The sequence below is a fragment of the Agromyces sp. Root1464 genome (assembly GCF_001427265.1).
Classification (GTDB): domain Bacteria; phylum Actinomycetota; class Actinomycetes; order Actinomycetales; family Microbacteriaceae; genus Agromyces; species Agromyces fucosus.
This window is the reverse complement of record NZ_LMFU01000002.1, coordinates 146,795-171,455: the sequence shown is the minus strand read 5'-3', so window position 1 is coordinate 171,455 and position 24,661 is coordinate 146,795. Positions and strand designations below refer to the sequence as shown.

General features: G+C 69.9%; 26 protein-coding genes. 7 read left to right on the top strand and 19 right to left on the bottom strand.

Translation table 11 applies throughout. The annotated features are described in order from the left end of the window. Window positions 1-42: 42 nt before the first annotated feature. The 10 genes from ASD23_RS06645 to hrcA form a co-directional block, all read right to left on the bottom strand. Window positions 43-714 (bottom strand): response regulator, encoded by a 672-nt coding sequence (locus tag ASD23_RS06645; RefSeq protein ID WP_056008434.1) that lies wholly within the window; start codon window positions 712-714, stop codon window positions 43-45. Beyond that, complete coding sequence (locus tag ASD23_RS06640) at window positions 711-1,898, bottom strand: sensor histidine kinase (RefSeq protein WP_056008431.1); 1,188 nt, start codon at window positions 1,896-1,898, stop codon at window positions 711-713. Before ASD23_RS06640 ends, ASD23_RS06645 begins: the two co-directional genes overlap by 4 nt. Before the next feature lie 129 nt (window positions 1,899-2,027). Beyond that, entirely contained in the window at window positions 2,028-2,936 is a 909-nt protein-coding gene (era, locus tag ASD23_RS06635; RefSeq protein WP_056008428.1) for a GTPase Era, read from the bottom strand. Continuing rightward, window positions 2,914-4,230 carry a hemolysin family protein gene (locus tag ASD23_RS06630; RefSeq protein WP_056008425.1) on the bottom strand — a complete coding sequence of 439 codons (1,317 nt, stop codon included), beginning with the start codon at window positions 4,228-4,230 and terminating at the stop codon, window positions 2,914-2,916. The genes era and ASD23_RS06630 overlap by 23 nt, the downstream gene beginning before the upstream one ends. A 1-nt stretch (window position 4,231) precedes the next feature. After that, a complete protein-coding gene (gene ybeY, locus ASD23_RS06625; protein ID WP_056008422.1) occupies window positions 4,232-4,693 on the bottom strand; it encodes an rRNA maturation RNase YbeY in 462 nt (153 codons plus the stop codon). Next, entirely contained in the window at window positions 4,690-5,706 is a 1,017-nt protein-coding gene (locus tag ASD23_RS06620) for a PhoH family protein (RefSeq protein ID WP_235507768.1), read from the bottom strand. The genes ybeY and ASD23_RS06620 overlap by 4 nt, the downstream gene beginning before the upstream one ends. Before the next feature lie 85 nt (window positions 5,707-5,791). Then, on the bottom strand, window positions 5,792-6,154 hold the full coding sequence (locus ASD23_RS19220; RefSeq protein WP_056008413.1) for an HIT domain-containing protein: 363 nt from the start codon (window positions 6,152-6,154) through the stop codon (window positions 5,792-5,794). A 24-nt stretch (window positions 6,155-6,178) separates the two neighbouring features. Continuing rightward, a complete protein-coding gene (locus ASD23_RS06610; protein WP_056008412.1) occupies window positions 6,179-6,913 on the bottom strand; it encodes a 16S rRNA (uracil(1498)-N(3))-methyltransferase in 735 nt (244 codons plus the stop codon). Between the two features lie 12 nt (window positions 6,914-6,925). Beyond that, the gene (gene dnaJ / locus ASD23_RS06605; protein ID WP_056008409.1) at window positions 6,926-8,026 is read right to left on the bottom strand and encodes a molecular chaperone DnaJ; all 1,101 of its coding nucleotides are present in this window, start codon (window positions 8,024-8,026) and stop codon (window positions 6,926-6,928) included. Between the two features lie 55 nt (window positions 8,027-8,081). Further along, window positions 8,082-9,104 (bottom strand): heat-inducible transcriptional repressor HrcA, encoded by a 1,023-nt coding sequence (gene hrcA / locus ASD23_RS06600; RefSeq protein WP_056008406.1) that lies wholly within the window; start codon window positions 9,102-9,104, stop codon window positions 8,082-8,084. A 196-nt stretch (window positions 9,105-9,300) separates the two neighbouring features. Here hrcA and ASD23_RS06595 point away from each other — a divergent pair, with 196 nt between their 5' ends. Together ASD23_RS06595 and ASD23_RS06590 are read left to right on the top strand one after the other, a co-directional pair. After that, window positions 9,301-9,720, top strand: a complete 420-nt coding sequence (locus ASD23_RS06595; RefSeq protein WP_056008402.1) for a DUF4870 domain-containing protein — start codon at window positions 9,301-9,303, stop codon at window positions 9,718-9,720. Window positions 9,721-9,858: 138 nt separating this feature from the next. After that, on the top strand, window positions 9,859-10,245 hold the full coding sequence (locus ASD23_RS06590) for a DUF4870 domain-containing protein (protein WP_056008399.1): 387 nt from the start codon (window positions 9,859-9,861) through the stop codon (window positions 10,243-10,245). Here ASD23_RS06590 and hemW read toward each other — a convergent pair. The 3 genes from hemW to ASD23_RS06575 all read right to left on the bottom strand — a co-directional run bounded on the left by hemW (window position 10,229) and on the right by ASD23_RS06575 (window position 13,218). Then, window positions 10,229-11,479, bottom strand: a complete 1,251-nt coding sequence (gene hemW, locus ASD23_RS06585) for a radical SAM family heme chaperone HemW (RefSeq protein ID WP_056008397.1) — start codon at window positions 11,477-11,479, stop codon at window positions 10,229-10,231. The genes ASD23_RS06590 and hemW overlap by 17 nt on opposite strands. A gap of 2 nt (window positions 11,480-11,481) precedes the next feature. Next, window positions 11,482-12,120, bottom strand: a complete 639-nt coding sequence (locus ASD23_RS06580; RefSeq protein WP_056008394.1) for a DUF1990 family protein — start codon at window positions 12,118-12,120, stop codon at window positions 11,482-11,484. A 132-nt stretch (window positions 12,121-12,252) separates the two neighbouring features. Then, a complete protein-coding gene (locus tag ASD23_RS06575) occupies window positions 12,253-13,218 on the bottom strand; it encodes a S66 peptidase family protein (protein ID WP_200941696.1) in 966 nt (321 codons plus the stop codon). 134 nt (window positions 13,219-13,352) lie between these two features. Here ASD23_RS06575 and fosX point away from each other — a divergent pair, with 134 nt between their 5' ends. After that, complete coding sequence (fosX, locus tag ASD23_RS06570; RefSeq protein WP_056008391.1) at window positions 13,353-13,790, top strand: FosX/FosE/FosI family fosfomycin resistance hydrolase; 438 nt, start codon at window positions 13,353-13,355, stop codon at window positions 13,788-13,790. Window positions 13,791-13,817: 27 nt separating this feature from the next. On the opposite strand, the gene lepA is transcribed toward fosX, so the two are convergent. After that, a complete protein-coding gene (gene lepA, locus ASD23_RS06565; protein ID WP_056008388.1) occupies window positions 13,818-15,671 on the bottom strand; it encodes a translation elongation factor 4 in 1,854 nt (617 codons plus the stop codon). Between the two features lie 79 nt (window positions 15,672-15,750). Here lepA and ASD23_RS06560 point away from each other — a divergent pair, with 79 nt between their 5' ends. The 4 genes from ASD23_RS06560 to rpsT all read left to right on the top strand — a co-directional run bounded on the left by ASD23_RS06560 (window position 15,751) and on the right by rpsT (window position 18,836). Then, window positions 15,751-16,992: a sensor histidine kinase gene (locus tag ASD23_RS06560; RefSeq protein ID WP_056008385.1), complete on the top strand. Its 1,242-nt coding sequence runs from the start codon at window positions 15,751-15,753 to the stop codon at window positions 16,990-16,992. Beyond that, complete coding sequence (locus ASD23_RS06555) at window positions 16,989-17,612, top strand: response regulator (RefSeq protein ID WP_056008382.1); 624 nt, start codon at window positions 16,989-16,991, stop codon at window positions 17,610-17,612. Before ASD23_RS06560 ends, ASD23_RS06555 begins: the two co-directional genes overlap by 4 nt. A gap of 3 nt (window positions 17,613-17,615) precedes the next feature. Next, window positions 17,616-18,458 carry an alpha/beta fold hydrolase gene (locus ASD23_RS06550; protein WP_082571282.1) on the top strand — a complete coding sequence of 281 codons (843 nt, stop codon included), beginning with the start codon at window positions 17,616-17,618 and terminating at the stop codon, window positions 18,456-18,458. A 117-nt stretch (window positions 18,459-18,575) separates the two neighbouring features. Further along, window positions 18,576-18,836, top strand: a complete 261-nt coding sequence (rpsT, locus tag ASD23_RS06545) for a 30S ribosomal protein S20 (RefSeq protein WP_056008379.1) — start codon at window positions 18,576-18,578, stop codon at window positions 18,834-18,836. Window positions 18,837-19,034: 198 nt separating this feature from the next. On the opposite strand, the gene holA is transcribed toward rpsT, so the two are convergent. The 5 genes from holA to ASD23_RS06520 all read right to left on the bottom strand — a co-directional run bounded on the left by holA (window position 19,035) and on the right by ASD23_RS06520 (window position 24,568). Then, complete coding sequence (holA, locus tag ASD23_RS06540) at window positions 19,035-20,072, bottom strand: DNA polymerase III subunit delta (protein WP_056008376.1); 1,038 nt, start codon at window positions 20,070-20,072, stop codon at window positions 19,035-19,037. A 26-nt stretch (window positions 20,073-20,098) separates the two neighbouring features. Then, the gene (locus ASD23_RS06535; RefSeq protein WP_056008372.1) at window positions 20,099-22,483 is read right to left on the bottom strand and encodes a ComEC/Rec2 family competence protein; all 2,385 of its coding nucleotides are present in this window, start codon (window positions 22,481-22,483) and stop codon (window positions 20,099-20,101) included. After that, on the bottom strand, window positions 22,484-23,149 hold the full coding sequence (locus ASD23_RS06530) for a ComEA family DNA-binding protein (RefSeq protein WP_082571281.1): 666 nt from the start codon (window positions 23,147-23,149) through the stop codon (window positions 22,484-22,486). A 191-nt stretch (window positions 23,150-23,340) separates the two neighbouring features. Then, on the bottom strand, window positions 23,341-23,967 hold the full coding sequence (locus tag ASD23_RS06525; protein ID WP_235507670.1) for a Chromate resistance protein ChrB: 627 nt from the start codon (window positions 23,965-23,967) through the stop codon (window positions 23,341-23,343). Continuing rightward, window positions 23,954-24,568 (bottom strand): DUF1349 domain-containing protein, encoded by a 615-nt coding sequence (locus ASD23_RS06520; RefSeq protein ID WP_056008366.1) that lies wholly within the window; start codon window positions 24,566-24,568, stop codon window positions 23,954-23,956. Before ASD23_RS06520 ends, ASD23_RS06525 begins: the two co-directional genes overlap by 14 nt. Window positions 24,569-24,661 lie beyond the last annotated feature (93 nt).

The window sequence follows — 24,661 nt, the reverse complement described above, 5'->3', positions numbered from 1 at the left end:
TCGCCATCATCCTGCAGGATGACTCGGCATCGCCCGCGAAGGTCAGGACACCGTCGGCAGCTCGTGCTCGTAGGCGAACACCACGAGCTGCACGCGGTCGCGGAGCCCGAGCTTGGCGAGGATGCGGCTCACGTGCGTCTTCACCGTCGCCTCCGACAGGAACTCGGATGCCGCGATCTCGCCGTTGCTGAGACCGCGCGCGGCGAGGGCGAAGATCTCGCGTTCGCGGGGCGTCAACTCCGCCCAGGCGGCGGGCGCCGGCCGCCGGCCGCTCCCCCGGCCCACGTGCGCGAAGAGCGCTCGCGTGGCTGCCGCCGCGATCACCTGGTTGCCCTGGTGCACGGTGCGGATCGCCGCAAGCAGGAACTCGGGATCCGCGTCCTTCAGCACGAAGCCGCTCGCACCGGCTCGGATGGCCCTCGCGGCGTTCTCGTCGAGGTCGAAGGTCGTCAGCACGATGATGCGCGGCGGCGGCGTACCGTCGCGATCGGCGGCCGCGAGGATCTGCTCGGTCGCGGCGATGCCGTCCTGCACCGGCATCCGCACGTCCATGAGCACGACGTCGGGGCGCTCGCGACGCGCGAGATCGACGCCGGCCGCGCCGTCGCTCGCCTCCCCCACGACCTCGAGGTCGGGCTGAGACTCGACGAGCATGCGGACTCCCGCGCGGAAGAGCGCCTGGTCGTCGACGAGAGCGACGCGGATGCCGCTCATGCCGGGCGACCCGTCTGTGCGGGGATCCGCGCAGTCACGCGGAACGTCGCGTCGGCGCCGGCCTCGACGAGCAGCGTGCCGCCCGTGAGCTGCGCGCGTTCCCGCATGCCGGGGATGCCGTGCCGGAAGGCGTGCGACTCGGGCGCCGAGGCATCCGCTCGCCTGGCGTTCACGAGCGAGACGGTGACGCCGTCGGCGTCCCAGACGAGCTCGAGGTGCACCGGTTCGGAGGTGTCGCCATGGCGGAGCGCATTCGTGAGGCCTTCCTGGACGATGCGGTAGACCGCGATCTGGTGGCCGGTGCCGAGCGGCAGCCGCTCGCCGGTCTCGCTGAACCTGAGGTCGAGTCCGGCAGCGCGGACCTGATCGAGCAGGCCCTCGAGGTCGTCGAGCACCGGCTGCGGAGCCCCGGCCTCGTCGTGTCGGAGTTCGGCGAGGAGCAGTCGCACGTCGCCGAGCGCGCCGCGCGCGACACCGGCGATCGTGCCGAGGGCGTCGACGGCGGCCTCGGGCCGGTTGGGTGCGGCGAACCGGGCGCCGTCGGCCTGTGCGATCACGACCGCGAGCGAGTGGGCCACGACGTCGTGCATGTCGCGCGCGATGCGGTTGCGCTCCTGCTCGACGACGTATCGGTACTCGACGAGCTCGCGCTCGCGGTTCGCGGCCTCCTCACGGCGCCGCACCTCGCGGGTGTCGCGCACCGAACGGACGAGCAGCCCCGCTGTCCAGGAGAGCACCAGCAGCGCGATGGAGGCGACGAACAGCACGAGCGTCAGCACGACCATGCTGACGGTGTCCTGCGGACCGACGAAGCCCGCGTTGTCGATGAGCGGCTTGACGACCGCGAGGTAGCCGGTCGCGAACAGGGCGCCGACCCCCGCGGAGACGAGCCCGAGCCACTTCACGAGGCGGCCGCCGTGCGCCGCGGTCGAGTACAGCACCCCGATCACCGCGACGTCGTAGAGCTGCAGGTCGCGCAGCAGCAGCATCTGCACGAGCGCGCCGCCCCAGGCGAGGCCGAGCGACCACCCGGGCGATGCACGGCGCACGGCGAGGGCGGCAGTGAAGGCGAGGAGGGCGACGATGTCGGCCCACTCGCCGAGGAGCGCGAACGGCAGGCAGGCCAGGCCGAACACGCCGGCGAGCACGATGTCGGTCGTGAGCTTCGCGCGGCTGATGGTCATGGGCACCGATCCACCGTACGCGCTCCGGCGTTGCCAGACCTCAGCGGAAGGCCGGAATCATCCTCGAGTCGTACGGACGTGCCGACAGCAGGAAGCGCCCCGGTCGCGACCGCGGCGACGGCCGACGGCTCAGAAACCGAGACGGCCGAGCTGCTTCGGGTCGCGCTGCCATTCCTTCGCGACCTTCACGTGCAGCGCCAGGTGCACCTTGCGCCCGAGCAGTCCCTCGATCTGCGCACGGGCGGTCGTGCCGACCTCTCGCAGTCGCGAACCGCCCTTGCCGATGATGATGCCCTTCTGGCTGTCGCGCTCGACGTAGAGGTTCGCGTAGATCTCGAGCAGGTCCTTGTCTTCGCGCTCGACCATGTCGTCGACCGTGACCGCGATCGAGTGCGGCAGCTCGTCGGAGACGCCCTCGAGCGCGGCCTCGCGGATGAACTCCGCGATGCGCTCGCTCGTGTCCTCATCGGTGAGCGTCTCGGCCGGGTAGAGCGGCTGGTCGGACTCGGGCAGGAGCGCCAGCAGCTCGTCGACGAGCACGTCGAGCTGATCGCCCTGCGGCGCGGAGACCGGGATGATCGCCGCCCACTCGCGGAGCTCGGACACGGCGAGCAGGTGCTCGGCGATCTTCGACTTCGACGCAGCATCCGTCTTCGTGACGATCGCGACCTTCTTGGCCCGCGGGTACTGCTCGAGCTGCTCGTTGATGTAGCGGTCGCCCGGGCCGATCGGCTCGTTCGCCGGCACGCAGAACGCGATGACGTCGACGTCGCCGAGGGTGGACTGCACGAGGGAGTTGAGGCGCTCGCCGAGCAGCGTGCGCGGCCGGTGCAGGCCCGGCGTGTCGACGAGGATGATCTGGCCGTGCTCGCGGTGCACGATGCCGCGGATCGCGCGGCGCGTCGTCTGCGGCTTCGAGCTCGTGATGGCGACCTTCTCGCCCACGAGGGCATTCGTGAGCGTCGACTTGCCGACGTTCGGCCGCCCCACGAACGAGACGAATCCGGCACGATACTCAGCCACGGGAGTTCCTTCCATCGGTGTCGCTCGACTCGAACGCGCTCTGCACGTCGATGAGCGCCTGGTCGCGCTCGACGAGGATCGTCGAGATGCGCTTGCGTCTGCCTTCGGTGCGCTCGGCCTCGAGCAGGAGTCCCGACACGGTCACCCGTTCGCCCGACTGCGCGAGACGACCGAGCTCCTTCGCGAGGAGGCCGCCCGCCGAGTCGACGTCTTCGTCTTCGATATCGAGTCCGAACAGTTCGCCGAGCTCGTCGATCGGGAGACGCGCATTCACGCGGAACCGCCCGCCGCCGAGGTCTTCCACCTGCGCGGCCTCGCGGTCGTACTCGTCGGCGATGTCGCCGACGAGCTCTTCGATGACGTCTTCGAGGGTGACGAGGCCGGCGATGCCGCCGTATTCGTCGACGACCATCGCGAGGTGGTTCGACTCGAGCTGCATCTGCCGCAGTAGCGCGTCGGCCTTCATCGACTCGGGCACGAAGAGCGCCGGGCGCACGAGCTCGCCCACGGTGAGCCCCTCGGCGTCGAGCGGGCGCTCGAAGCCGAGTCGCGCGAGGTCGCGGAGGTACAGCACGCCCGTCACGTCGTCGGCGTCGCGCTCGACCACGGGGATGCGCGAGTACCCCTCTTTCAGGAAGACCGCCATGGCGTGCGGCAGGTGCGCCGCCGCCTCGATCGTGACCATGTCGGTGCGCGGCACCATCACCTCGCGCACGACGGTGTCGTTGAACTCGAAGATCGAGTGGATGAGTTCGCGATCGCCCTCTTCGAGGACGTCGAGCTCGGTGGCCTCGTCGACCATGCTGAGCAGCTGCTCTTCGCTCGATACCCCGGCGAACCTGATGCGTCCGGGCGTCACGCGGTTGCCCAGCGAGACGAGCGCGCCGGCGAGCGGTCCGATCAGCACCCGCAGGAAGTGCACGAGCGGTGCGGTGAGGCGCAGCACGTTCTCGGCGTTGACCCGCCCGACGCTGCGGGGGCTCGCGCCGACGAGCACGAACGAGACGGCGGTCATGATGAGCGCCGAGTACAGCAGCACGAGCCAGACGTTGTCGAGGAACGAGGCGAAGGCGAGGGTCACGAGCACCGCAGCCGTCGTCTCGGCGATGATGCGAACGAAGTTCACCGCGTTGACATGAGCCCCGGTGTCTTCGGCGATCGCAAGCAGTGACCGTCGCGCGCGCGATTCGAACGCGAGATCAGTCACATCGGCGCGGGAGCTCGACGCGATCGCCGAGTCGACGGCGGCCATGAGGCCGCCGAAGGCGACGAGCACGAAGGCCGCGCCGAGGAAGAGCCAGGGCTGCATGTCAGCGGCGCCGCTCCTGCATGGAGAATCCGACGAGGATGTCGCGCTGCACGCCGAACATCTCCTTCTCTTCGGCGGGCTCGGCGTGGTCGAAGCCGAGCAGGTGGAGGATGCCGTGGGTCGTCAGCAGCAGCAGTTCGTCGATGAGCTGGTGCCCCGCCGTGCGCGCCTGCGCCTCGGCGACCTGCGGGCACAGCACGATGTCGCCGAGCAGTCCGGCGGGCGTCGGTGCGTCATCGGTGCCCGGACGCAACTCGTCCATCGGGAAGCTCAGCACGTCGGTCGGGCCGGGCTCGTCCATCCACTGCACGTGCAACTGCTCCATGGCGCCCTCGTCGACGAGCACGATGGCGATCTCGGCGTCGGGATGCACGTGCATCGCGTCGAGCGCGTACACGGCGAGCCGCTGGATGGCGGCCTCGTCGACCTCGATCGCCGACTCGTTGTTGATCTCGATGCTCATGCCTTGCCCTTCCTCGGCAGGTGGTCGCGGGGGCCGGCGCCGCGCCGTTCGGCGCGGTTGGCGAACTCGCGCGCCTGGTCGCGCTCGTATCGCTGCGCCTGCTGGCGCTGGTCGTACTCGGTGTAGGCGTCGACGATGCGGCCGACGAGGGTATGGCGCACGACGTCGTCGCTCGTCAGCCGTACGAACTCGATGTCGTCGACGTGGTCGAGGATGCGCGTGACGAGCCGCAGGCCGCTGGACCCGGTGGGCAGGTCGACCTGGGTGATGTCGCCGGTCACGACCATGCGCGAACCGAACCCGAGACGGGTGAGGAACATCTTCATCTGCTCGGGCGTCGTGTTCTGCGCCTCGTCGAGCACGACGAACGAGTCGTTGAGCGTCCGGCCGCGCATGTACGCGAGCGGCGCGACCTCGACCGTGCCGGAGGCGAGCAGCTTCGGCACGAGCTCGGGGTCCATCATCTCGTTGAGCGCGTCGTAGAGCGGCCGCAGGTAGGGGTCGATCTTGTCGGTGAGCGTGCCGGGCAGGAAGCCCAGTCGCTCGCCGGCCTCGACCGCGGGACGCGTCAGGATGATGCGGCTGACCTCTTTGCGCTGCAGCGCCTGCACGGCCTTGGCCATCGCGAGGTATGTCTTGCCGGTGCCGGCGGGGCCGATGCCGAAGACGATGGTGTGCTCGTCGATCGCGTCGACATAGCGGCGCTGGCCCTCGGTCTTGGGCCGGATGGTCTTGCCGCGGCTCGAGACGATGACCTGCCCGAGCAGTTCGGACGGCTTGGCATTGGAATCGGCATCGAGCATTCGGGCCGAGCTCCTCACTTCGGTGGGTGTTGGATCCTGCCCGGCGCGTACGAGCTCGAGCAGTTCTTCGATGAGTCGGCGCACGTGCAAGCGCCCGTCGGCGTCGCCCCGGATCGCGATCTCGTTGCCGCGGACGTGCACCTGGACCCCGGGGTACTCACGCTGGACCTGGGCGAGCAGTCGATCCTGCGGGCCGAGGAGCCGCACCATGGCGATTCCGTCGATGGTGAGCCGCTCCTCGTCGGCCGCGGCGGCCTCCGTCGGGCGATCGGCTGCGGCGCGGTCGTCGATCGGATCAGTCTCCGGCAAGCGTGGCCTCCTCGAGACCGCCGGCCAGGACGTGCGCGTGCACGTGGAAGATCGTCTGGCCCGCGGCGGCTCCGGTGTTGAAGACGAGACGGAACTGGCCGTCGGCGAGTTCGTCGGCCACGCCCTGCGCGACCTCCACGAGTTCGGCGAGCAGCCCTGGGTCACCGGCGGCGAGTTCGACGACATCGCGGTAGTCGCCCGACTTCGGCGTCACGACGACGTGCACGGGAGCCTTCGGCGCGATGTCGTGGAACGCGATGACGCGGTCGGTCTCGGCGACGAGGCTCGCGGGGATCTCACGGGCGGCGATGCGCTCGAAGAGGGTCGGTTCTGCGCGGGACTCGGTCATGACTCCATCGTAGCGACGGATGCCTCACCACCGCCCGAGCGCGGCGTTGAGCACGGCGATGGCCGCAGGCCCCGCAGTCGAGGTGCGCAGCACGGATGCACCGAGCCGCACGGGTTCGGCACCGGCGGCCGTGAGACGTTCGATCTCGGCGGGCGAGATGCCGCCTTCGGGGCCGACGACGAGCGCCAGGTCGCGCCCGTCGGGCCGGATGTCGGTGAGCAGTGCCGTCGCTGTCGGCTCGAGCAGCAGCATCCGCTGGCCCTCGAGGCGTTCGGCGAGCTGCGCGGTCGTCGTGACGGGCGCCACAGGCGGCAACCATGCCCGAATGGACTGCTTGACCGCCTCGCGCACGATGGTCGCCCAACGCTGGCGGCCCTTCTCGGCCTTCGGTCCCTCCCAACGGGAGACCGAGCGGCTCGCCGCCCAGGGCACGATCGCGTCGACGCCGAGCTCGGTCGCCGCCTGCACGGCGAGTTCGTCGCGGTCGCCCTTCGCGAGCGCCTGCACGAGCGTGATGCGCGGTGAAGCACCCTCTTCTACGAACACCTCGTCGACCTCGAGGTCGAGCTCCCGGGCGCCCGTCGAGGCGACGACGCCGTGCACGAGCGTGCCGCGTCCGTCGCCGATCGCGATGCGCTCACCCGCGCGCACCCGTGAGACGGTGACGGCATGGCGCGCCTCGTCGCCCGAGATCGCCACCGTGGCACCGGGCGCGACGGAGGAGAGATCGAGCGACTCGTCGAGGTAGAGGTGGCTCACCGGTGCGACCGCCTAACCGAGGAACCGGTCGCGCAGGCGGGCGAAGATGCCCTGCTGGAAGTGGCTGAGCTCGGGCGCGGGCGCCTTCTTCGACGCGGCGAACTGCTGCATGAGGTCGCGTTCCTTGGAGGAGAGCTTGGTCGGCGTGACCACCTGGATGCCGACCTTGAGGTCGCCGCGGCCGGACCCGCGCAGGCGCGAGACGCCCCGGTCCTTCACGGTCAGGATCTCGCCGCTCTGGAGGCCGGCCTTGAGCTCGAGCTCGACGTCGCCGTCGAGAGCGGGGATCGTCGAGTGCGTGCCGAGGATCGCGTCGGTCATCGACACCTCGAGGGTGCACAGCAGGTCGTCGCCGTTGCGGCTGAACACGTCGTGGTTCTTGACCTTGATCTCGAGGTAGAGATCGCCGTTCGGTCCGCCTGCGGGGCCGGCCTCGCCGGAGCCAGGCATCTGCAGGCGCACGCCCGTGTCGACGCCTGCGGGGATGTCGACCGGAACGGTGCGACGTGCGCGCACGCGGCCCTGGCCCTGGCACGTCACGCAGGGCGTCGCGATGACGGTGCCGTAGCCGCGGCAGGTGCCGCAGGGGCTCGACGTCATGACGTTGCCGAGGAGCGAGCGCACCGAGCGCTGGATGGAGCCGGTGCCGTGGCAGATGTCGCACGTGACGGGCGCGGTGCCGGGCTGGCAGCACGAGCCGTGGCAGGTCTCGCACGTCACCGCGGTGTCGACCTCGATGTCGCGGTGCGTGCCGAAGATGACCTCGTCGAGGCCGACCTCGACGCGCAGCAGCGCGTCTTGACCGCGCTCACGGCGCGAACGCGGTCCACGGCTCTGCTGGCCGGCCCCGAAGAACGTCTCGAAGATGTCCCCGAAGCCGCCGAAGTTCTGGCCGCCGCCGAAGCCGCCCTGGTCGCCGAGGTCGTACTGCTGGCGCTGCTTCGGGTCGGACAGCACGTCGTACGCGTGCGTCACCGACTTGAAGCGCTCGGATGCCTCGGCGCCCGGGTTCACGTCGGGGTGCAGTTCACGGGCGAGACGGCGGTACGCCTTCTTGATCTCGTCGGGGGTGGCGTCGTGTGAGACGCCGAGGACCTCGTAGTGGTCGGCCACGGAGGGCTTGTCCTTTCGATTGCCGGATGCCGGTCGTGCGAGACGGGCGGCTGGTTCAGTTCTCGCCGAGCGTTCGGGAGAGGTAACGGGCGACGGCGCGAACGGCCGCCATGCTGTGGGAGTAGTCCATGCGGGTGGGGCCGACGATGCCGAGGCGCGAGATGTCGCGGCCCGGGATCGCGAAGGCGCTCGAGACGACGGAGGTCTCGCCGAGGCCGAACGACGCGTTCTCGCGGCCGATGCGAACGGTGACGGCGTGCTCGTCGGTCGCCATCTCGCCGAAGAGCTTCAGCAGCACCACCTGCTCTTCGATGGCCTCGATCACGCCGAGGATCGAGCCGGCGAAGTCCTGCTCGGTGCGCACGAGGTTCGCCGCCCCGGCGACGACCAGGCGGTCCTGCCGCTGGGCCCGCGCCTGCTCGGCGAGCGTGACGGCGAGGGTGTGCAGCACCGCTGCATGGCGCGGGTCGACGTTGTCGATCTCGCCCGACAACGCGTCCGCGGCATCCGCCATCGCCCGGCCGCCGGCGATCTCGTTCAAGCGCACGCGCAGGTCGCCGAGCGTCTGCTCGTCGACCGGCTCCACGAGCTCGGCGAGGCGCTGCTCGACCTGACCGGAGTCGGTGATGAGGATGCAGAGCACGCGCTCGGGGGCGAGCGCGATGAGCTCGACGTGGCGCACGCGCGCGCTGCCGAAGCTCGGGTACTGCACGACCGCGAGTTGATTGGTGAGTTGGGCGATGAGTCGCACGGTGCGTGCGAGCAGTTCGTCGAGATCGCTCGATTCGCCGAGGAAAGTCTCGATCGCCTGACGCTGGGCGCCGCTCAGCGGGCGCACGTCGGTGAGCTGGTCGACGAAGACCCGATAGCCCTTGTCGGTCGGGATGCGACCCGAAGAGGTGTGCGGGGCCGCGATCAGCTCCTCCTCTTCGAGCAGTGCCATGTCGTTTCGGATCGTCGCCGCGGAGACGCCGAAGGCGTGCCGTTCGACGATCGACTTCGAGCCGACGGGTTCGCGGGACGCGACGTAGTCCTGCACGATCGCGCGCAGAACGGCGAGGCTGCGTTCGGAGACCATGGCCCTCGCTTCCCTCCATCGCTTAGCACTCGTTCTGAGTGAGTGCTAATCATATCGCGCCATACCGTGACACGGCCGTTGCCAGCCGCCGGGCGCGGCGCTAGCTTATGGGTATCCCCCGCGAGTCACCCCCTTTGCAGCGACCCCCGTCGCGCGAGATGCGGTTCATCTGAGAGCCCCCTGAAAGGCACGCACCATGACCGATTCCAACATTCCCGCCCCCGACGCCGATGGTCAGCCGACGCCTCCGCCCGCCGCGCCGCAGGGCGCACCGCAGCCGGTCGCCGCGGCGCCCCTCTCGCAGGAGCAGGACGTGCAGTGGGGCTCCTTCGCCCACCTCGGCGGCATCGTCGGGTTCCTCCCGTCGCTCATCATCTGGCTCGTCTTCAAGGACCGCGGCTCGTTCACCAACACCGAGGCCAAAGAGGCGCTGAACTTCCAGATCACGATCGTCTTCGCCTACATCGTGGGCTCGATCCTCACGTTCATCGTCATCGGCGTCTTCATCGTCTGGGCCACCTGGATCGTGAGCGTCGTCTTCTCGATCATCGCCTTCCTGAAGGCGAAGGACGGCCAGCACTACCGCTACCCGTTCGCCATCCGACTCATCAAGTAGCGAGCCGGCACCGAGCGCGCCGGGCGAGGTCTTCACCCGGCGCGCTCTGCTGTGCCAGCATGAGAGAGCCTCGACCTTTCGCCCATCGGGCGACGAGACCGAAATCTCGCCCCCGGGCGAGTCGACCAAGGAGACATCATGTCCGGTGCAACCCCGCCTCCCCCGCCTCCCGGCAACCCCTACGAGCAGCCGAGCCAGCAGCTGAGCCCGGCCGACGAGAAGCTCTGGGCGACGCTGATCCACATCGGCGGCATCTTCTTCAGCTTCGTCCCGGCCCTGATCGGCTACTTGGTCCTGAAGGACAAGGGCCCGTTCGTGCGCGAGCACACCGCGACCGCCCTGAACTTCCAGATCACGATGGCGATCGCCTACGTGGTCAGCTACGTCCTGTGGCTCATCCTCATCGGATGGCTCATCACCATCGCGATCGGCATCGTGGTCATCGTCTTCAGCATCATCGCCGCGGTGAAGGCCAACCAGGGCCAGCCCTACACCTACCCGCTCTCGATCAAGTTCGTGAGCTGAGCTCCGACGACTCGTCGAGCAGGCGCCGCACCACGGCGTCCGCGAGCAGCCGCCCTCTCCTGGTGAGTGTCACCACTCCCGAGAGGGCGGCTTTCGCGTCTACGAGGCCGTCGGCCATGAGGCCGGCCACCGCATGACGACCGCCGGCGTGCAGGCTCGCGATCTCGATGCCCTCGCGGATGCGCGTGAGGAGCAGCACACGCTCGACCTCGCGGGTCGGGCCGTCGAGCGTCTCGCGGCCGACGGCGGGTGAGACACCCGCGGTCACCCGGTCGGCATACGCCGAGGGATGCTTCGCGTTCCACCACCGCACGCCGCCGACGTGGCTGTGCGCACCGGGGCCCACGCCCCACCAGTCGTCGCCGCGCCAGTAGCCGAGGTTGTGCCGCGACCGGTGCGAGGCATCCGTCGCCCAGTTGCTGACCTCGTACCATTCGTAGCCGGCGGCCGCGAGCAGGTCGTCGGCGAGCTCGTACATGTCGGCCTCGAGGTCGTCGTCGGGCTGCGCGAGCTCGCCGCGACGGATCTGCCGCGCGAGCTTCGTGCCGTCTTCGACGATGAGCGCGTAGGCGCTCACGTGGTCGGGTCGCTCGGCGACGACGGCCTCGACGCTGCGTCGCCAGTCGTCGATCGACTCCCCCGGCGTGCCGTAGATCAGGTCGAGGCTGACGTCGAGCCCTGCCTCGCGCGCCCAGCGCACGACGAGCGGCACCCGCGCCGGGTCGTGCGTGCGGTCGAGCGCCGCGAGCACGTGCGGCACGGCCGACTGCATGCCGAACGAGATTCGCGTGAAACCGCCCTCGGCGAGGCGCACGAGGTCGTCGGGGCCGACCGAATCGGGGTTCGCCTCAGTCGTGACCTCTGCGCCGGGTTCGAACCCGAACTCGTCACGGATGGCGCCGAGCATGCGCACGAGGTCGTCGGCCGGAAGCAGCGTCGGCGTGCCGCCGCCGAAGAAGACGGTCGATGCTGGGCGCGCAGGCAGAGCGGATGCCTCGAGCATCTGCCGCGACATCCGGATCTCGGCGATCGCGTGGTCGGCGTAGTCGACCTGGCGCGCGCCTCGCAGCTCGTCGGACGTGTAGGTGTTGAAGTCGCAGTACCCGCAGCGCACCCGGCAGAACGGCACGTGGAGGTATACGCCGAAGGCGCGATCGTCGGCGCCGACGGCGGCGGACGCCGGCAGGAGCCCGTCGGCCGGTGCCGGGTCGCCCAGGGGCAGGGCGGATCCCACGACTAGACGCCGCCGGCGGGGTGGAGCGCCCGCAGTTCGAGGCGGGTCAGCTCGCGGCGCCGCTTGCGCTGCATCGGCGCTGTCACGCCGGTCGTCGCGAAGATCGATCGGATCGTGAGCCACACGGTGTCGTCGTCTCGGTGCTCGACGATGAAGGACTCCTCGCCGCTCTCGGGGCCATCGGCGGTCGTGCCGTAGGCGAAGCCGAGGCGCTGCGGCTCGTCGATGACGTACACGATGAGGACGGGGGTCTTCTCGGAGCCGAACCGCTTCTTGCGCTCGAGCGTCGCCGTCATGCCGGGCGCGATGTAGGGCGTTCCGTCGGCGCCGAAGCGCTCCTCGATTCGCGGTGCCGGCTGGTCGGCGAGCGGGGCGCCTTCGGCGTCGTAGACGATGCCCGGGTACTGGGCGCCGGTGCCGGTGGAGATGTCGGAGACCTCGAATCCCGAGCCGCGCTGGATGCCCCAGGTCATGAGTGCCTCCGCGGCGCGCTCGAAGCGCTCGAGGCCGGATCCGAGGCGCACGGCGTCTTCGGACGGGCGGTAGCCGGCCGGCGGATAGCGCAGCAGGTCGGGCGCGAGGGTCGCCCCGATTGCTCCGTACGTGACCGACTGGTCGGTGAAGGTGCTTCGGCGGGTCATCCGTGGGCCTTTCCTGTGGTGCGGCGCCTGCCGAGCGCGCACGTCTGATGCGATTGAGGCTCGACAGGCATCGCTCGATTCTACGGAGGTCGCCTGTGTCCGCACTGGTGATGGCGACTCATCGCCATGCGCTCAGCGTTCGACGACGGCCGATTCGAGCAGCGAGAGGGTCACGGCATCCGCTTCGAGCTGTGCGCGCACGCCGAGCGGCAACGGCAGGTTCGGCGGGTTGTGGCCGATCTCCAGATTCGCGAGAACCGGGATGTCGCGGTCGCCGAGCACGTCGAGCACGACCTCGCGCAGGCCGGGGCCGCCATCGGTGACCTCGATGTCGGCGACCGGGCCGACTAGCATTCCCGCGATGCGATCGAGGATGCCCGCCTGGCGGAGCACGTGCAGGTCGTTCCAGACGGCGGAGGTCGAGGTGTTGACATCCTCCCAGAACAGGATGGCGCCGTCGAAGCGTTCGGGCGGCAGCGCGAACGGTGTCGCCTGCAGACGCACGAGACGGTTCAGGAGTCCGCCGATCAGCGGGCCGACCGCGTGGCCACCGCGCCAGCGTTCCCAGGCGCTGTCGGCCGGCAGGAGGCCGACCGGCGACGTGCTCGTCAGCAGACGGCTCGAGACGTCGGCGAGTTCCTGTCGTCGTTCGGCGCCGGCGCCCTGCCATTCGCCATACCCGAACGTCACGAGGTCGCCGTGCACGCCGACGAGACCCGTGCGGGAGTGGAGCGCGAGCAGCACGCCATCGATGTCGCTGAAGCCGATGACGGGCTTGGGATCGGCTTCGACGGCCGCGTAGTCGATCAGGTCGAGGTAGCTCAGGGTCATGCGACCGCCGGTGAGTGCGAAGATCGCGCGCACCTCGGGGTCGCGGAGCATTCGGTTGAACTCGTTTGCGATCTCGACCGGTGTTGCCGCGCCCCACCACCAGTGGCGCCCGGTCTCGATGAGCGGCGACATCTGCACGTCGAAGCCGAGGCCCTCGAGTTCGGCGACCCCGCGCCGGAAGAGCGCCTCCTCGTCGGCGTCGAGACCACCCGACAGCGCCGCCACGGCGACCGTGTCGCCGGGCCGGAGCGCGCCTGGACGCAGCATCCGGACCATGCTCTGCCCCTCTCGGAGTGAGTGCGACCGCTCGATGCGGTGCGCCTCGTCACCTGCGGCGACCACGCTAGCGCGGCCCGGCGTCGGCGTCGAGAACCCGGGTCGAGCTCTCCGAGAATGGAGGCATGGCAGACACCACCCCTCGAATCGGCAGCTCCGGCCTCAGCCACGTGACCTTCGTCGTCTCCGACCTCGACCGAATGGAGACCATCCTCACGCGCGTGCTCGGAGCGGTGCGCGTGTACGACAGCGGTGCCGAGACGTTCTCCCTGTCGGAAGAGCGCTTCTTCCTCGTCGGCGACGAACCGGCGGCGACCTGGGTGGCGATCATGCAGGGCGACGGCGGGCTGCCGCGCTCGTACAACCACGTCGCGTTCCAGGTCGACGCCGATTCGCTCGATGAACTGCGTCAGGTCATCGATTCGCTCGGTCTCGAGCAGCGACCGCCGCGCTCACGAGTACAGGGCGAGGGCGAGTCGATCTACTTCTACGACGACGACGCGCATCTCTTCGAACTGCACACGGGTTCGCTCCGCGAGCGGCTCAGCGCCTACGCGCCGTGACGCCCGGCACCTCGGAGCGACCGAAGGCTACTTCTTGTCCTTCTTCTCGACGTCGCCAGAGAGCGCGGCGATGAACGCCTCTTGGGGGACCTCGACGCGGCCGACCATCTTCATGCGCTTCTTGCCCTCCTTCTGCTTCTCGAGGAGCTTGCGCTTGCGGCTGATGTCGCCGCCGTAGCACTTGGCGAGCACGTCTTTCCGCATCGCGCGGATCGACTCGCGCGCGATGATGCGCGCGCCGATCGCGGCCTGGATGGGCACCTCGAACTGCTGGCGCGGGATGAGCTCGCGCAGGCGCCCCGTCATGAGCACGCCGTACGCGTAGGCCTTGTCGCGGTGCACGATCGCGCTGAACGCGTCGACCTGCTCGCCCTGCAGCAGGATGTCGACCTTCACGAGGTCGGCGGCCTGGTCGCCCGTGGGCTCGTAGTCGAGCGAGGCGTAGCCGGCCGTCTTCGACTTCAGCTGGTCGAAGAAGTCGAAGACGATCTCGCCGAGGGGCATGTTGTAGCGGATCTCGACGCGGTCTTCACCGAGGTACTCCATGCCGATGAGCGCACCGCGGCGCGACTGGCAGAGCTCCATGATCGTGCCCACATAGTCTTTCGGCGCGAGGATCGCGGCGCGCACCATGGGCTCGCGGACCTCGACGATCTTCGCCCCGGTCGGGAACTCGCTCGGGTTCGTGACGGTGACCGTCTTCTTGTCTTCGGTCGTGACCTCGTAGATCACCGACGGTGCGGTCGCGATGAGATCGAGCCCGAACTCGCGCTCGAGGCGCTCGGTCACGATCTCGAGGTGCAGCAGGCCGAGGAAGCCGCAGCGGAACCCGAAGCCGAGCGCGACGGAGGTCTCGGGCTCGTAGACGAGCGCGGCATCGGAGAGCTTCAGCTTGTCGAGCGCCTCGCGGAGCTCGGGGTAGTCGCTGCCGTCGATCGGGTAGAGACCCGAGAAGACCATGGGCAGCGGCTCGGTGTAGCCGGGCAGGGCCTCGGTCGCGGGCTTCGCGGCCGTCGTGACCGTGTCGCCGACCTTCGACTGGCGCACGTCTTTCACGCCGGTGATGAGGTAGCCGACCTCGCCGATGCCGAGACCCTTCGACGGGGTCGGCTCGGGTGCGCTCACGCCGATCTCGAGGATCTCGTGCGTCGCCCTCGTCGACATCATCTGGATGCGCTCTCGCGGCTTCAAGTGACCGTCGATCATGCGCACGTAGGTCACGACGCCGCGGTAGCTGTCGTAGACGGAGTCGAAGATCATCGCGCGCGCCGGGGCATCCGCATCGCCGACCGGAGCCGGGATGCGCTCGACGACGCGGTCGAGCAGCTCTTCGACGCCGACGCCCGTCTTGCCAGAGACCTTGAGCACGTCGTCGGGTGAACCGCCGATGAGGTCGGCGAGCTCCTTCGCGTACTTCTCGGGCTCAGCGGCCGGCAGGTCGATCTTGTTCAGGACGGGGATGATCTCGAGGTCGTTCTCGAGCGCGAGGTAGAGGTTCGCGAGCGTCTGGGCCTCGATGCCCTGAGCCGCGTCGACGAGGAGGATCGCACCCTCGCAGGCCGCGAGCGACCGGGAGACCTCGTAGCTGAAGTCGACGTGGCCCGGCGTGTCGATCATGTTGAGCGCGTACGAGGCGCCGTCGACCTGCCACGGCATGCGCACGGCCTGGCTCTTGATCGTGATGCCGCGCTCGCGCTCGATGTCCATGCGGTCGAGGTACTGCGCGCGCATGTCTCGATCGCTCACGACGCCCGTGATACCGAGCATGCGGTCGGCGAGCGTGGACTTGCCGTGGTCGATATGCGCGATGATGCAGAAGTTGCGGATCAGCGCGGGGTCGGTGGCAGCAGGCACCGGCGGGTTCGTGGCTCTCGGGGACATCCTGACGATTCTCCCATGACTTCGCTTCAGACTTTCGACGGATGCCCCGTGGCGCGCCCCCGGGCTACGCTCGGAGCAAATGGCGGTCATCCAGATTCCCAGCGAACGCGTCGCTCCCTCGGCCCTGCGACCCGTCTTCACGGCGCTTCGACTCGGCCTGCACGTGCTCGTCATCGGCCTCACGCTCTTCGTCGTCGTGCGGGCGCTGCTCGACGACGCGCCCGATGAGATCGGGGTGACGGTGCTCGCCGTCGCGTTCCTCGCCTGCTACGGCGCCGGCATCGCGGCAGCGCATCGGAACCTCCCGACCTGGGCGCGGGTGATCTGGCTCGTGAGCCTCCTCGTGCTGTGGGTCGGCATGTCGGCCATGACCCCCGACGCCGCCTTCCTCGCGTTCCCGCTCTTCTTCCTCGAGCTGCACGTGCTCGCGGCTCCGATCGCGGTGCCGCTCGTCGTCGTGACCTTCGGCCTGTCGGTCTGGGGCACCGCGACGCACCTCGGCTTCGAGGTCGGATCGATCCTCGGGCCGCTCATCAGCGCCGGCGTGGCGATCGTCATCGGCCTCGGCTACCGCGCGATGGCGCAGGAGACGCAGGAACGGCAGGCGCTCATCCTCGACCTGATGGCGACGCGAGAGGAACTCGCGGCGGCGAGCCGGGAGGCGGGCACGCTCGCCGAGCGCGAGCGCCTCGCGAAGGAGATCCACGACACCGTGGCGCAGGGCCTGTCGAGCATCCAGATGCTGCTGCACGCCGCGGAACGCGACGTCGCCGACGAGGCCACGCAGCAGAAGCTGCAGCTCGCCCGCGAGACGGCCGCCCAGAACCTCGGCGAGACACGGCGGTTCATCCGCGAACTCGCACCGCCGTCGCTCGATGCGCAGTCCCTGCCTGCTGCACTCCGACGCCTCACCGAGTCGACGACCGAGCAGTCGCTGCAGTCCGGCACGCCGCTCCGCGTCGAGTTCTCCACGAGCGGCGAGCCCGTGATGCTCTCGATGGCGGCCGACGCGGCGCTCCTCCGCATCGCGCAAGGGTCGCTCGCCAACGTGCTGCAGCACGCCGGTGCCACGCATGCCTCCGTCACGCTCAGCTACCTCGGCGACGAGATCGCCCTCGATGTCGTCGATGACGGTGTCGGGTTCCGCACGTCGTCGACGCTCGACGCCGACGCCTCGCAACCCGGCGGTGCCGGGGCCGGCGGCTTCGGCCTCCGCGCCATACGTCAGCGCGCCGCCGCCCTCGGCGGCAGTGTCGACATCGAGTCGACGCCCGGCGACGGCACGGCGATCTCGGTGCGCATCCCGGTGGTGGCGCCATGATCCGCATCCTGCTCAGCGACGACCACCCCGTCGTGCGCGCCGGCATCCGCGCGATGCTCGAGAGCGAACCCGATCTCGAGGTCGTCGGCGAGGCGACGACGGCTGAAGACGCGGTGCGGCTGGCCGAGGCATCCGACGTCGACCTCGTGCTCATGGACCTCCAGTACCCGGGCGCGATGCAGGGCGCAGAGGCGACCCGCCGCATCCGCTCGCAGCAGAGCTCGCCGCGCGTGCTCGTGCTGACGAACTACGACACCGACGCCGACATCCTGGGAGCGATCGAGGCCGGTGCGAGCGGCTACCTCCTGAAGGACGCCCCGCCCGCCGAACTCATCGCCGCCGTGCATGCTGCCGCCGTCGGCGACGCCGCGCTCGCTCCCGGCGTCTCGTCTCGTCTGGACGCCTCGCGCACGAGCGGCGAACGGCTGACCGTTCGCGAGGCCGAGGTGCTCTCGCTCGTCGCGGAGGGGCGCACCAATCGCGATATCGGTCGCGCGCTCTTCCTCAGCGAGGCGACCGTCAAGTCGCACCTCGTGCACATCTTCACGAAGCTCGGGGTCGGCTCGCGCACCGCTGCGGTCGCCAGGGCACGCGAACTAGGTGCGATCAGGGCGGGCTGACGGATGCCTCGCGCTCGCGTCGTGCTCGTTCACGGACTCCGAACCTCATCGTCGATGTGGCGCAGGCAGCTCGAGCTGCTCGGTGTGCACGACCTCGACGTGGTCGCGATCGACCTGCCCGGACACGGCAGCAGGATCGGCGAGGCGTTCTCGATCGAGGCGGCGCTGGAGGACATCGACGCGGCGCTGAATCCCGAGGCTGGAGTCCGCGGCGCTGACCGCTCGGTGCCGCGCCTGCTCGTCGGGCTGAGTCTCGGCGGGTATCTCTCGATCGAGTTCGCAGCGCGGAACCCCGACCGACTCGACGGACTCGTGGCCGCGTCGTGCAGCACACAGCCGCGAGGCGCGCCCCTTGGTGGCTACCGGCGGCTCGCAGCTCTCATCGGCCGCATGCCCGATCGCGGACGCGGCCTCAACGATGCGATGGCACGGCTCTTCCTCTCCCCCGAAGCCGCCGACGACGTGCTCGCGGGCGGCGTCGCCCTCGATGTCATGGCGCCGGTGCTCGCGGCCGTCGGCGACCTCGACCCCGTCGGAGCGCTCTCGGCGATCGAGGTGCCCGTCTGGCTCGTGAACGGCCGCTTCGACCACTTCCGCATCGAGGAGCGACGGATGCTGCGCGCCGCCCACGACGCACACCTCGTCATCGTGCCCCGGGCGACGCACCTCGTGAGCCTCATCCGCCCCGACGATTTCGCGGCGGTCGTGCTCGGGGCCGTCGCGGAGCTCGATCGCCGTGCGGCCGCCGGGCGACGCCGTCGAAATGCGCACGCTGGCGCATCTGCGGGCTCGCCGAGTTTCCCCGGGCAACTCGCAGGCGCGAACGTTGGTGACCCACTCTCATAGCTGGTATCGTTGCCTGTTGGCTTGCGTGTGGGTCCCACCCCGCACGATTCGCCGGTGAGGCCCCTCTACCTTTCCCGGCACATCCGGTACCCGCACAAGAACGAAAGACGAACTCACGTGGCAAACATCAAGTCGCAGATCAAGCGCAACCGCACGAACCTCAAGGCGCAGGAGCGCAACAAGGCCGTCAAGAGCGAGCTGAAGACCGTCATCCGCATTGCGAAGGACGCGATCTCCACGGGCGACAAGGACAAGGCGACGACCGCCCTCCGTGCCGCGACCCGCAAGCTCGACAAGGCTTCGAGCAAGGGCGTCATCCACAAGAACCAGGCCGCGAACCGCAAGTCGGCTCTCGCGAAGCAGGTTGCCGCGCTCTGACGCGAACACGCACTCGATGAAGGCCCCGGCACGGATGTGTCGGGGCCTTCGTCATGCGCGGGGGCGGTGATTCGATGCCGTGCCCCGCTTCGTTCCCTCGCGGCGTGCGCAACGGCTCGTCACGGTGGGGTGATCGGGGCTCGCGCGTGCGGGCGTGGGCGCACGGGCGCCCACGCACAGGCGATACGGCGCACGAGGCTAGGCGCGGCCGCGAGAGGCGATGACGCCCACGAGCCGCTCGAGCGCGAACACGGGGTCGCGTTCAGCCCCCTTGACGGCGGCATCGGTGGCCGCGAGTGCTTCGATCGCTCGCCCGAGCCCCTCGTCAGTCCAGCCGGCGAGATCGCGTCGCGCACGATCGACCTGCCACGGCGCGAGACCCAGCGAGCCGGCGAGCTGCGCTCCCCCGCCGCGGGTGCCCGACACCTTCGCCATCGTGCGCACCTTCATGGCGAACGCCGCGACCATGGGCACCGGGTCGGCACCGCTGTCGAGCGCGTGTCGGAGCGCGATGAGCGCCTCACCGTGGCGGCCCGCGATGGCGGCGTCGGCGACGGCGAACGCATTGGTCTCGACGCGGCCGCCGTAGTAGCGCGCGACGACGGTCTCGGTGATGTCGGACGGCGCATCCGCCAGGAGCTGTCGGCATGCGGCGGAGAGTTCGCGGAGGTCGTCGCTGAACGCGCCGACGAGAGCACGCAGCGCACCGGGGCTGATCTTGCGACCAGCTGCACGGAACTCCGCGGCCGCGAAGTCCTGCTTCTCGGCGTCTTTCTTGAGTTCGGCGCAGACGATCTCGATGCCGCCGCCACCACCGGCGCGGATCGCGTCGAGGAGCTTCTTGCCGCGCACGCCGTTGCGGTGGCGCAGCACGAGGGTCGTGGACTCGGCCGTCTGCTCGAGGTAGTCGAGCGCGTCGAGGAGGAAGTCGTCGCTGGCGCGCTCGACGCCGCTGACCCGGATGAGGCGCGGCTCGCCGAACAGCGACGGGCTCGCGAGCGTCATGAGCTCGCCGCGCCGATAGCCGTCTGCTTCGAGGTCGCTCACCTCGAGCGCCGGGTCTTCGGAGCGGAGGAAATCACGGAGCATCGTGATCGATCGCTCGGCGAGCACGTCTTCGGCGCCCGTCACGAGCACGACGGGAGCAGGCCGGATCGCGTGCCACGCGAGCTGCGGGATCGCCGCCTTCGCCTTGGGCGATGCCCCTGAGCGCGATGCTCCTGTGCGCGATGCCACCGCACCTCCCGTTCGTCGCTTCGAGTCTACGGGCCGCCGACGACACCGGCAGTGTCGCGCTCGCTCCACAGGCTGAAGCCGCCGCCATCGGCCGTCAGCAGCGCCGTGCCCGACCGATCGGTGCGCACGATCGCAGTGCCGTCGGCACGCAGCAGGTCGAGCAGCCGGTCGGTCGGGTGGCCGTATCCGTTGTCGGCACCGACCCCGATCACCCCCACCGTCGCGCCGAGTTCGTCGTAGAGACGCTCACTCTGATCGGCGGAGCCATGATGGGCGACCTTCACGAGATCGACGCGTCCGAGCGCGGCGGACCGCAGCATGCGCGCCTGGGCCTCCTCACCGAGATCGCCGAGGAAGAGGCCGCGGTAGTCGGGAGTCGAGACGTCGAGGACGACGCTCGCATCGTTGCCCGGTTGCGCGTCGCGCTTCGGCCACACCACGCGCCACCGGGCGTCGCCGAGAGTACCGCCGAACCCTGCCACGACCTCGACCGGCTCGGCGCCCGCCGCGACGAGCGGATCGAGCGCGCGCGTCGAGCGGTCGCCGTCGAGCGGCCCGTGCACCACGGTGTCGACGAGTCCCACCGCCGCCGGGACTCCCCCGACATGGTCGGCATCCCAGTGCGTCAGCACGAGCAGGTCGATCCGCGAAATTCCGAGGAAGGTCAGACACCGCGAGAGTGCAGCGGGATCGGGCCCGGTGTCGATCAGCGCCGTCGCGTCGCCCGAGCGGAGGAGGACCGCGTCGCCCTGCCCGATGTCGCACGCAGCGACATCCCAACCACTGGGCCGGGTCGCCGCACCGATGAGCGGACTGCCGGCGAAGAGCCCAACGGGCACCGCGATCGTGACGATCAGCGTCGCGGCCGCGAGCATGCGAAGTCGTCGGCGGCGCCGTGATCCCAGCAGGAGCCAGAGTCCGATCGCGGTGCACGCCGCGAGCAGCAGCGCGCCCGGGGCATCCGGCAGCCATTCGAGGCGTGCGGCGGGCAGCGCCGATGCCGCCTGGGCGAGCAGCGCGATCCAGGTCGCGGGCAGCCACGCGAGCTGGAGGCACGCGAACCCGACCGACGGCAGCACCGGCAGCAGGAGGCAGCCGATGAGCCCGACGACGGTGCCGATGGGTGCTGCGGGTGCTGCGAGCAGGTTCGCCGGCACACCGTAGAGCGCAAGTGCCGGGTCCAGCAGCACGAGCACGGGCTGGCAGGCGAGCTGGGCGGCGAGTGGCACGCCGATGACTGCGGCGATGGGCAACGGCATCCAGCGCGCGAGCGCCTCGCTGAGGGGTCGCGCGAGCAGCAGCAGACCTGCCGTCGCGAACACCGACAGCGCGAACCCGTAGTCGCGGGCATACCAGGGATCGATCGCGAGCAGCACGACCACGGCGAGTGAGAGCGCTGCGACACCGCCGCCGGGGCGACCTGCGGCGATCGCCACGAGCACCACGATCGCCATGGTCGCCGCGCGGACCACGCTCGCCTCGGGGGTGACGAGCACCACGAATCCCGTCAGGGCGAACAGCGCGACGACGACACGGGCCAGCCGCGGCAGACCGATCAGGGCGGCGAGGGCGAACGCGGCCGCCGTGACGATCGCGCAGTTCGCGCCGGAGACGGCGGTCAAGTGGCTCAGCGACGACGCCTTCATCGCGGCGTCGAGCGTCTCGTCGACCGCACTCGTGTCGCCGATCGCGAGCCCGGGTACGAGCGCTCCGCCATCGCCGCCCAGTGCGCCGGCGGCGTCGGCGAAACCGGTGCGCAGTCCGACGGTCCAGGCGAGCCATGGCGGGGGCGGTGCAACCGAGCGGATGTCGCCGACCGCCGCCAATCGGAACGCCGAGCCCTCGTCGGCCGGCAACGGCGTGACACGGGCCGTGAACGTGACCCGCGCGCCGAGCTGCAGCTCCCCAGTCGGGAGCGACAGCGCCGTCGTCACCGGTACCGCGCGCGCCGCGGCGCCGTCGACGGAGACGAGCTTTCCCTCGACTCGGAGAGCAGGCGCCTCGCCCTCGGCGAACCAGCTCGAGCGCATCGCCCTCGGCGCACCGGTGAGTTCGATCGTGACCACGGCGGTGCGATGCTCATTCGCCGCCTCGGCGAGTGGAGACGACTCCCTCGCACCGAGCCCGAGCGCCGTGGCGCTCACGACGAGCGCACCCGCCGCGAGTACGACGAGCAGGGTGGCCGCTGCAGCGCGGACGACCCGCGCGACGACGCCGGCGTCATGTGTCGGCGCGGAACCATGGCGCCTCCGCATGGCCGCGGTGATGACGAGTCCGGCGACGAGCCACGCCGCAACCCAGCACGCCACCGCGACGAGCCCGGCAAGTGCGGCGCCGCCAGGGATGCCGATGGCGCACCACGCGGCGATCCACGCGAGCGACGCGGGCAGGAGCAGGCGGAGGTCGCGCACTCAGAGGGCCACGAGTGGTTCGAGGCCCGCGAACACGGCGTCGCCGATGCCGGCGACGTCGAGCAGCTGGTCGACCGAGGTGAAGGGGCCGTTTGCGTCACGCCAGTCGAGGATGCGCTGCGCCAGCGCGGGGCCGATGCGCGGGAGGGTGTCGAGTTCGGCGACGCCTGCGCTGTTCAGGTGCACGAGCCCGTCGGACGGTCCCGCACCCGGCGCCGACGCGCCGCCGGCGGCGGGCGGCGCCACCTGTCCGACGACGGGAACGGCGAGCTGCTCGCCGTCGACGAGCGGCCGCGCGAGGTTCACGCCCGCGGGATCTGCGTCGGGCGCCAGCCCGCCGGCCGCCGCGATCGCGTCGACGACCCGGGCGCCCGCACCGAGTTCGACGAGGCCCGGCCGCACGACGGCGCCGAGCACGTGCACGAGCACCGACGGCGCCCCCACGGTCGAGGTCGCGTCGGCCGAGACATCCGCTCGGTCATCGGATGCCTCGATGCGATCTTGATCGCCGCCGCCGCCGGCGCCGAACGACATGAGCGCGGCGACCGCCACGGCGAGCACGAACAGCACCACGGCGGCGCCGACTCCGACGCGCACCCGCGGGCCGGCGCGGCGGGCGGACGCATCGAGCACCGCCATCGGGTCGACGGCATCACGAGCGGGCATGCTCGCACGCTAGACCGCCGGAAGTCGGTCGAAACGGGAGCGGGCCGCGCCCGTGCACCGGTTGGCGACATCCTCACCTGTCGAGGAAGAGTCGTACCCTCGTTACCGCCGAACCCGCGAGACGGAAAGCTGCGAGGCGCGTGTCCTGCCGCCGGGCGGTGGGTTCGAGAGATCGGCCGAGCCGCCTGCTCCTAGTCCGTGATGGGGGTCGGCAGATTCGCGGCGAAGACGAGTTCCGAGTAGCCGGACAGCCGTTCAGCCACCTCTTCGAGCCGCTGTGCTGCCGCGGCGGTGATGGCGAGTTCGACGGGATTCCTTCGCAGGAGGTCGCGCTGCCACCGTCGCAGTCGTTCGAGGCTCTGCTCCTCCTCTTCCAACTCGCCGAACGTGAACTTCTCCTTCGCGATCTCGCGATCGATCTCCGCCTCGAACTTTCCGCAATCCGCGATGAACTCGCTCCACTCATCGGTCCGGGTGGCGATGAACGCGTCGCGCACCAGAGCGAGATCTCCGTCGCCGTGCGAGTCCACCTTCAGCACTGCGATACTCCCCCCGCCCTTCTCAGCAAGCGTTCGCAGGTTCGGCAGTGGCTCCGTGAACGCAGGCAGATCCGGGATGGCCCAGGCCCCCGACGCGGCAGGCACTGCTCCAAGCCTGCGGAGTTCCCGCCATACCGCGACGCGGTGTCGAGAGGGCTCGGCCGGCACGCGAGGGATCACGAGCAGCCAACGAACATCGGTCTCAGTAGCCATGAGAAGAATGTAACAGAAGTTACAGATGCATATGTGCCGAATGTACGATGTGTCAGGATCCTTCACGCAGGTCGAGCAGCGTCTCGTCGGTGAGTCGGATCTGATCGAATCTGGCTTCGCACGTCTCCCCCAGCGGCGCCTGCGACATGAATCCGACGACCGGCGTGACGTCCGTGTGCAGCCTGAACAGTCGCACGAAGTCCCACCGCTCACCATCCGTCGAGGCGTGGAACGCATACGCCTCTCCGATGCGCGACACCCGAAGATGCACGAACTCCTCCTCGACGATGCTCGAATTGCAGTCGTCCGAGTAGTCGTTGGTCACGACGCTCACCACCATGGCCTGGCCGCCGGGCGAGTACTCGAAGCAGAGCTTCGCCCAGTGGTCCTCGTCGCACCAGAGGCCGAGCACCGCAGCATCGAAGGTCGTGCGCTCGCTCACGACCCGGGTCCGTGCGCTCAGCGTGAAGTCGCCCTCCGGCGTGAATCCCAGCAGGCTCGCCCCGTGCTGACCGGGCCCACCGAGCGAGTCGTTGCTCCAGTCGACCCCGGGAGCGGCGCGCATCACGAGCTCGCCTGCACTCGCTGCGTCTCCTGCCCCGGGGTGGTAGGCAGCGACTGACGCGGCATTCGTCCACTGAAGAGCTGGCAGTCCGGGTATCTGCATGGTGATCTCCTCGCGTCGGTTCGCGTGAACATCCTCCCGCGAAGGGGCACGCCGGGGGTCCACCAATGGGCTCCTTGCTGCTTCTTTCTTTGA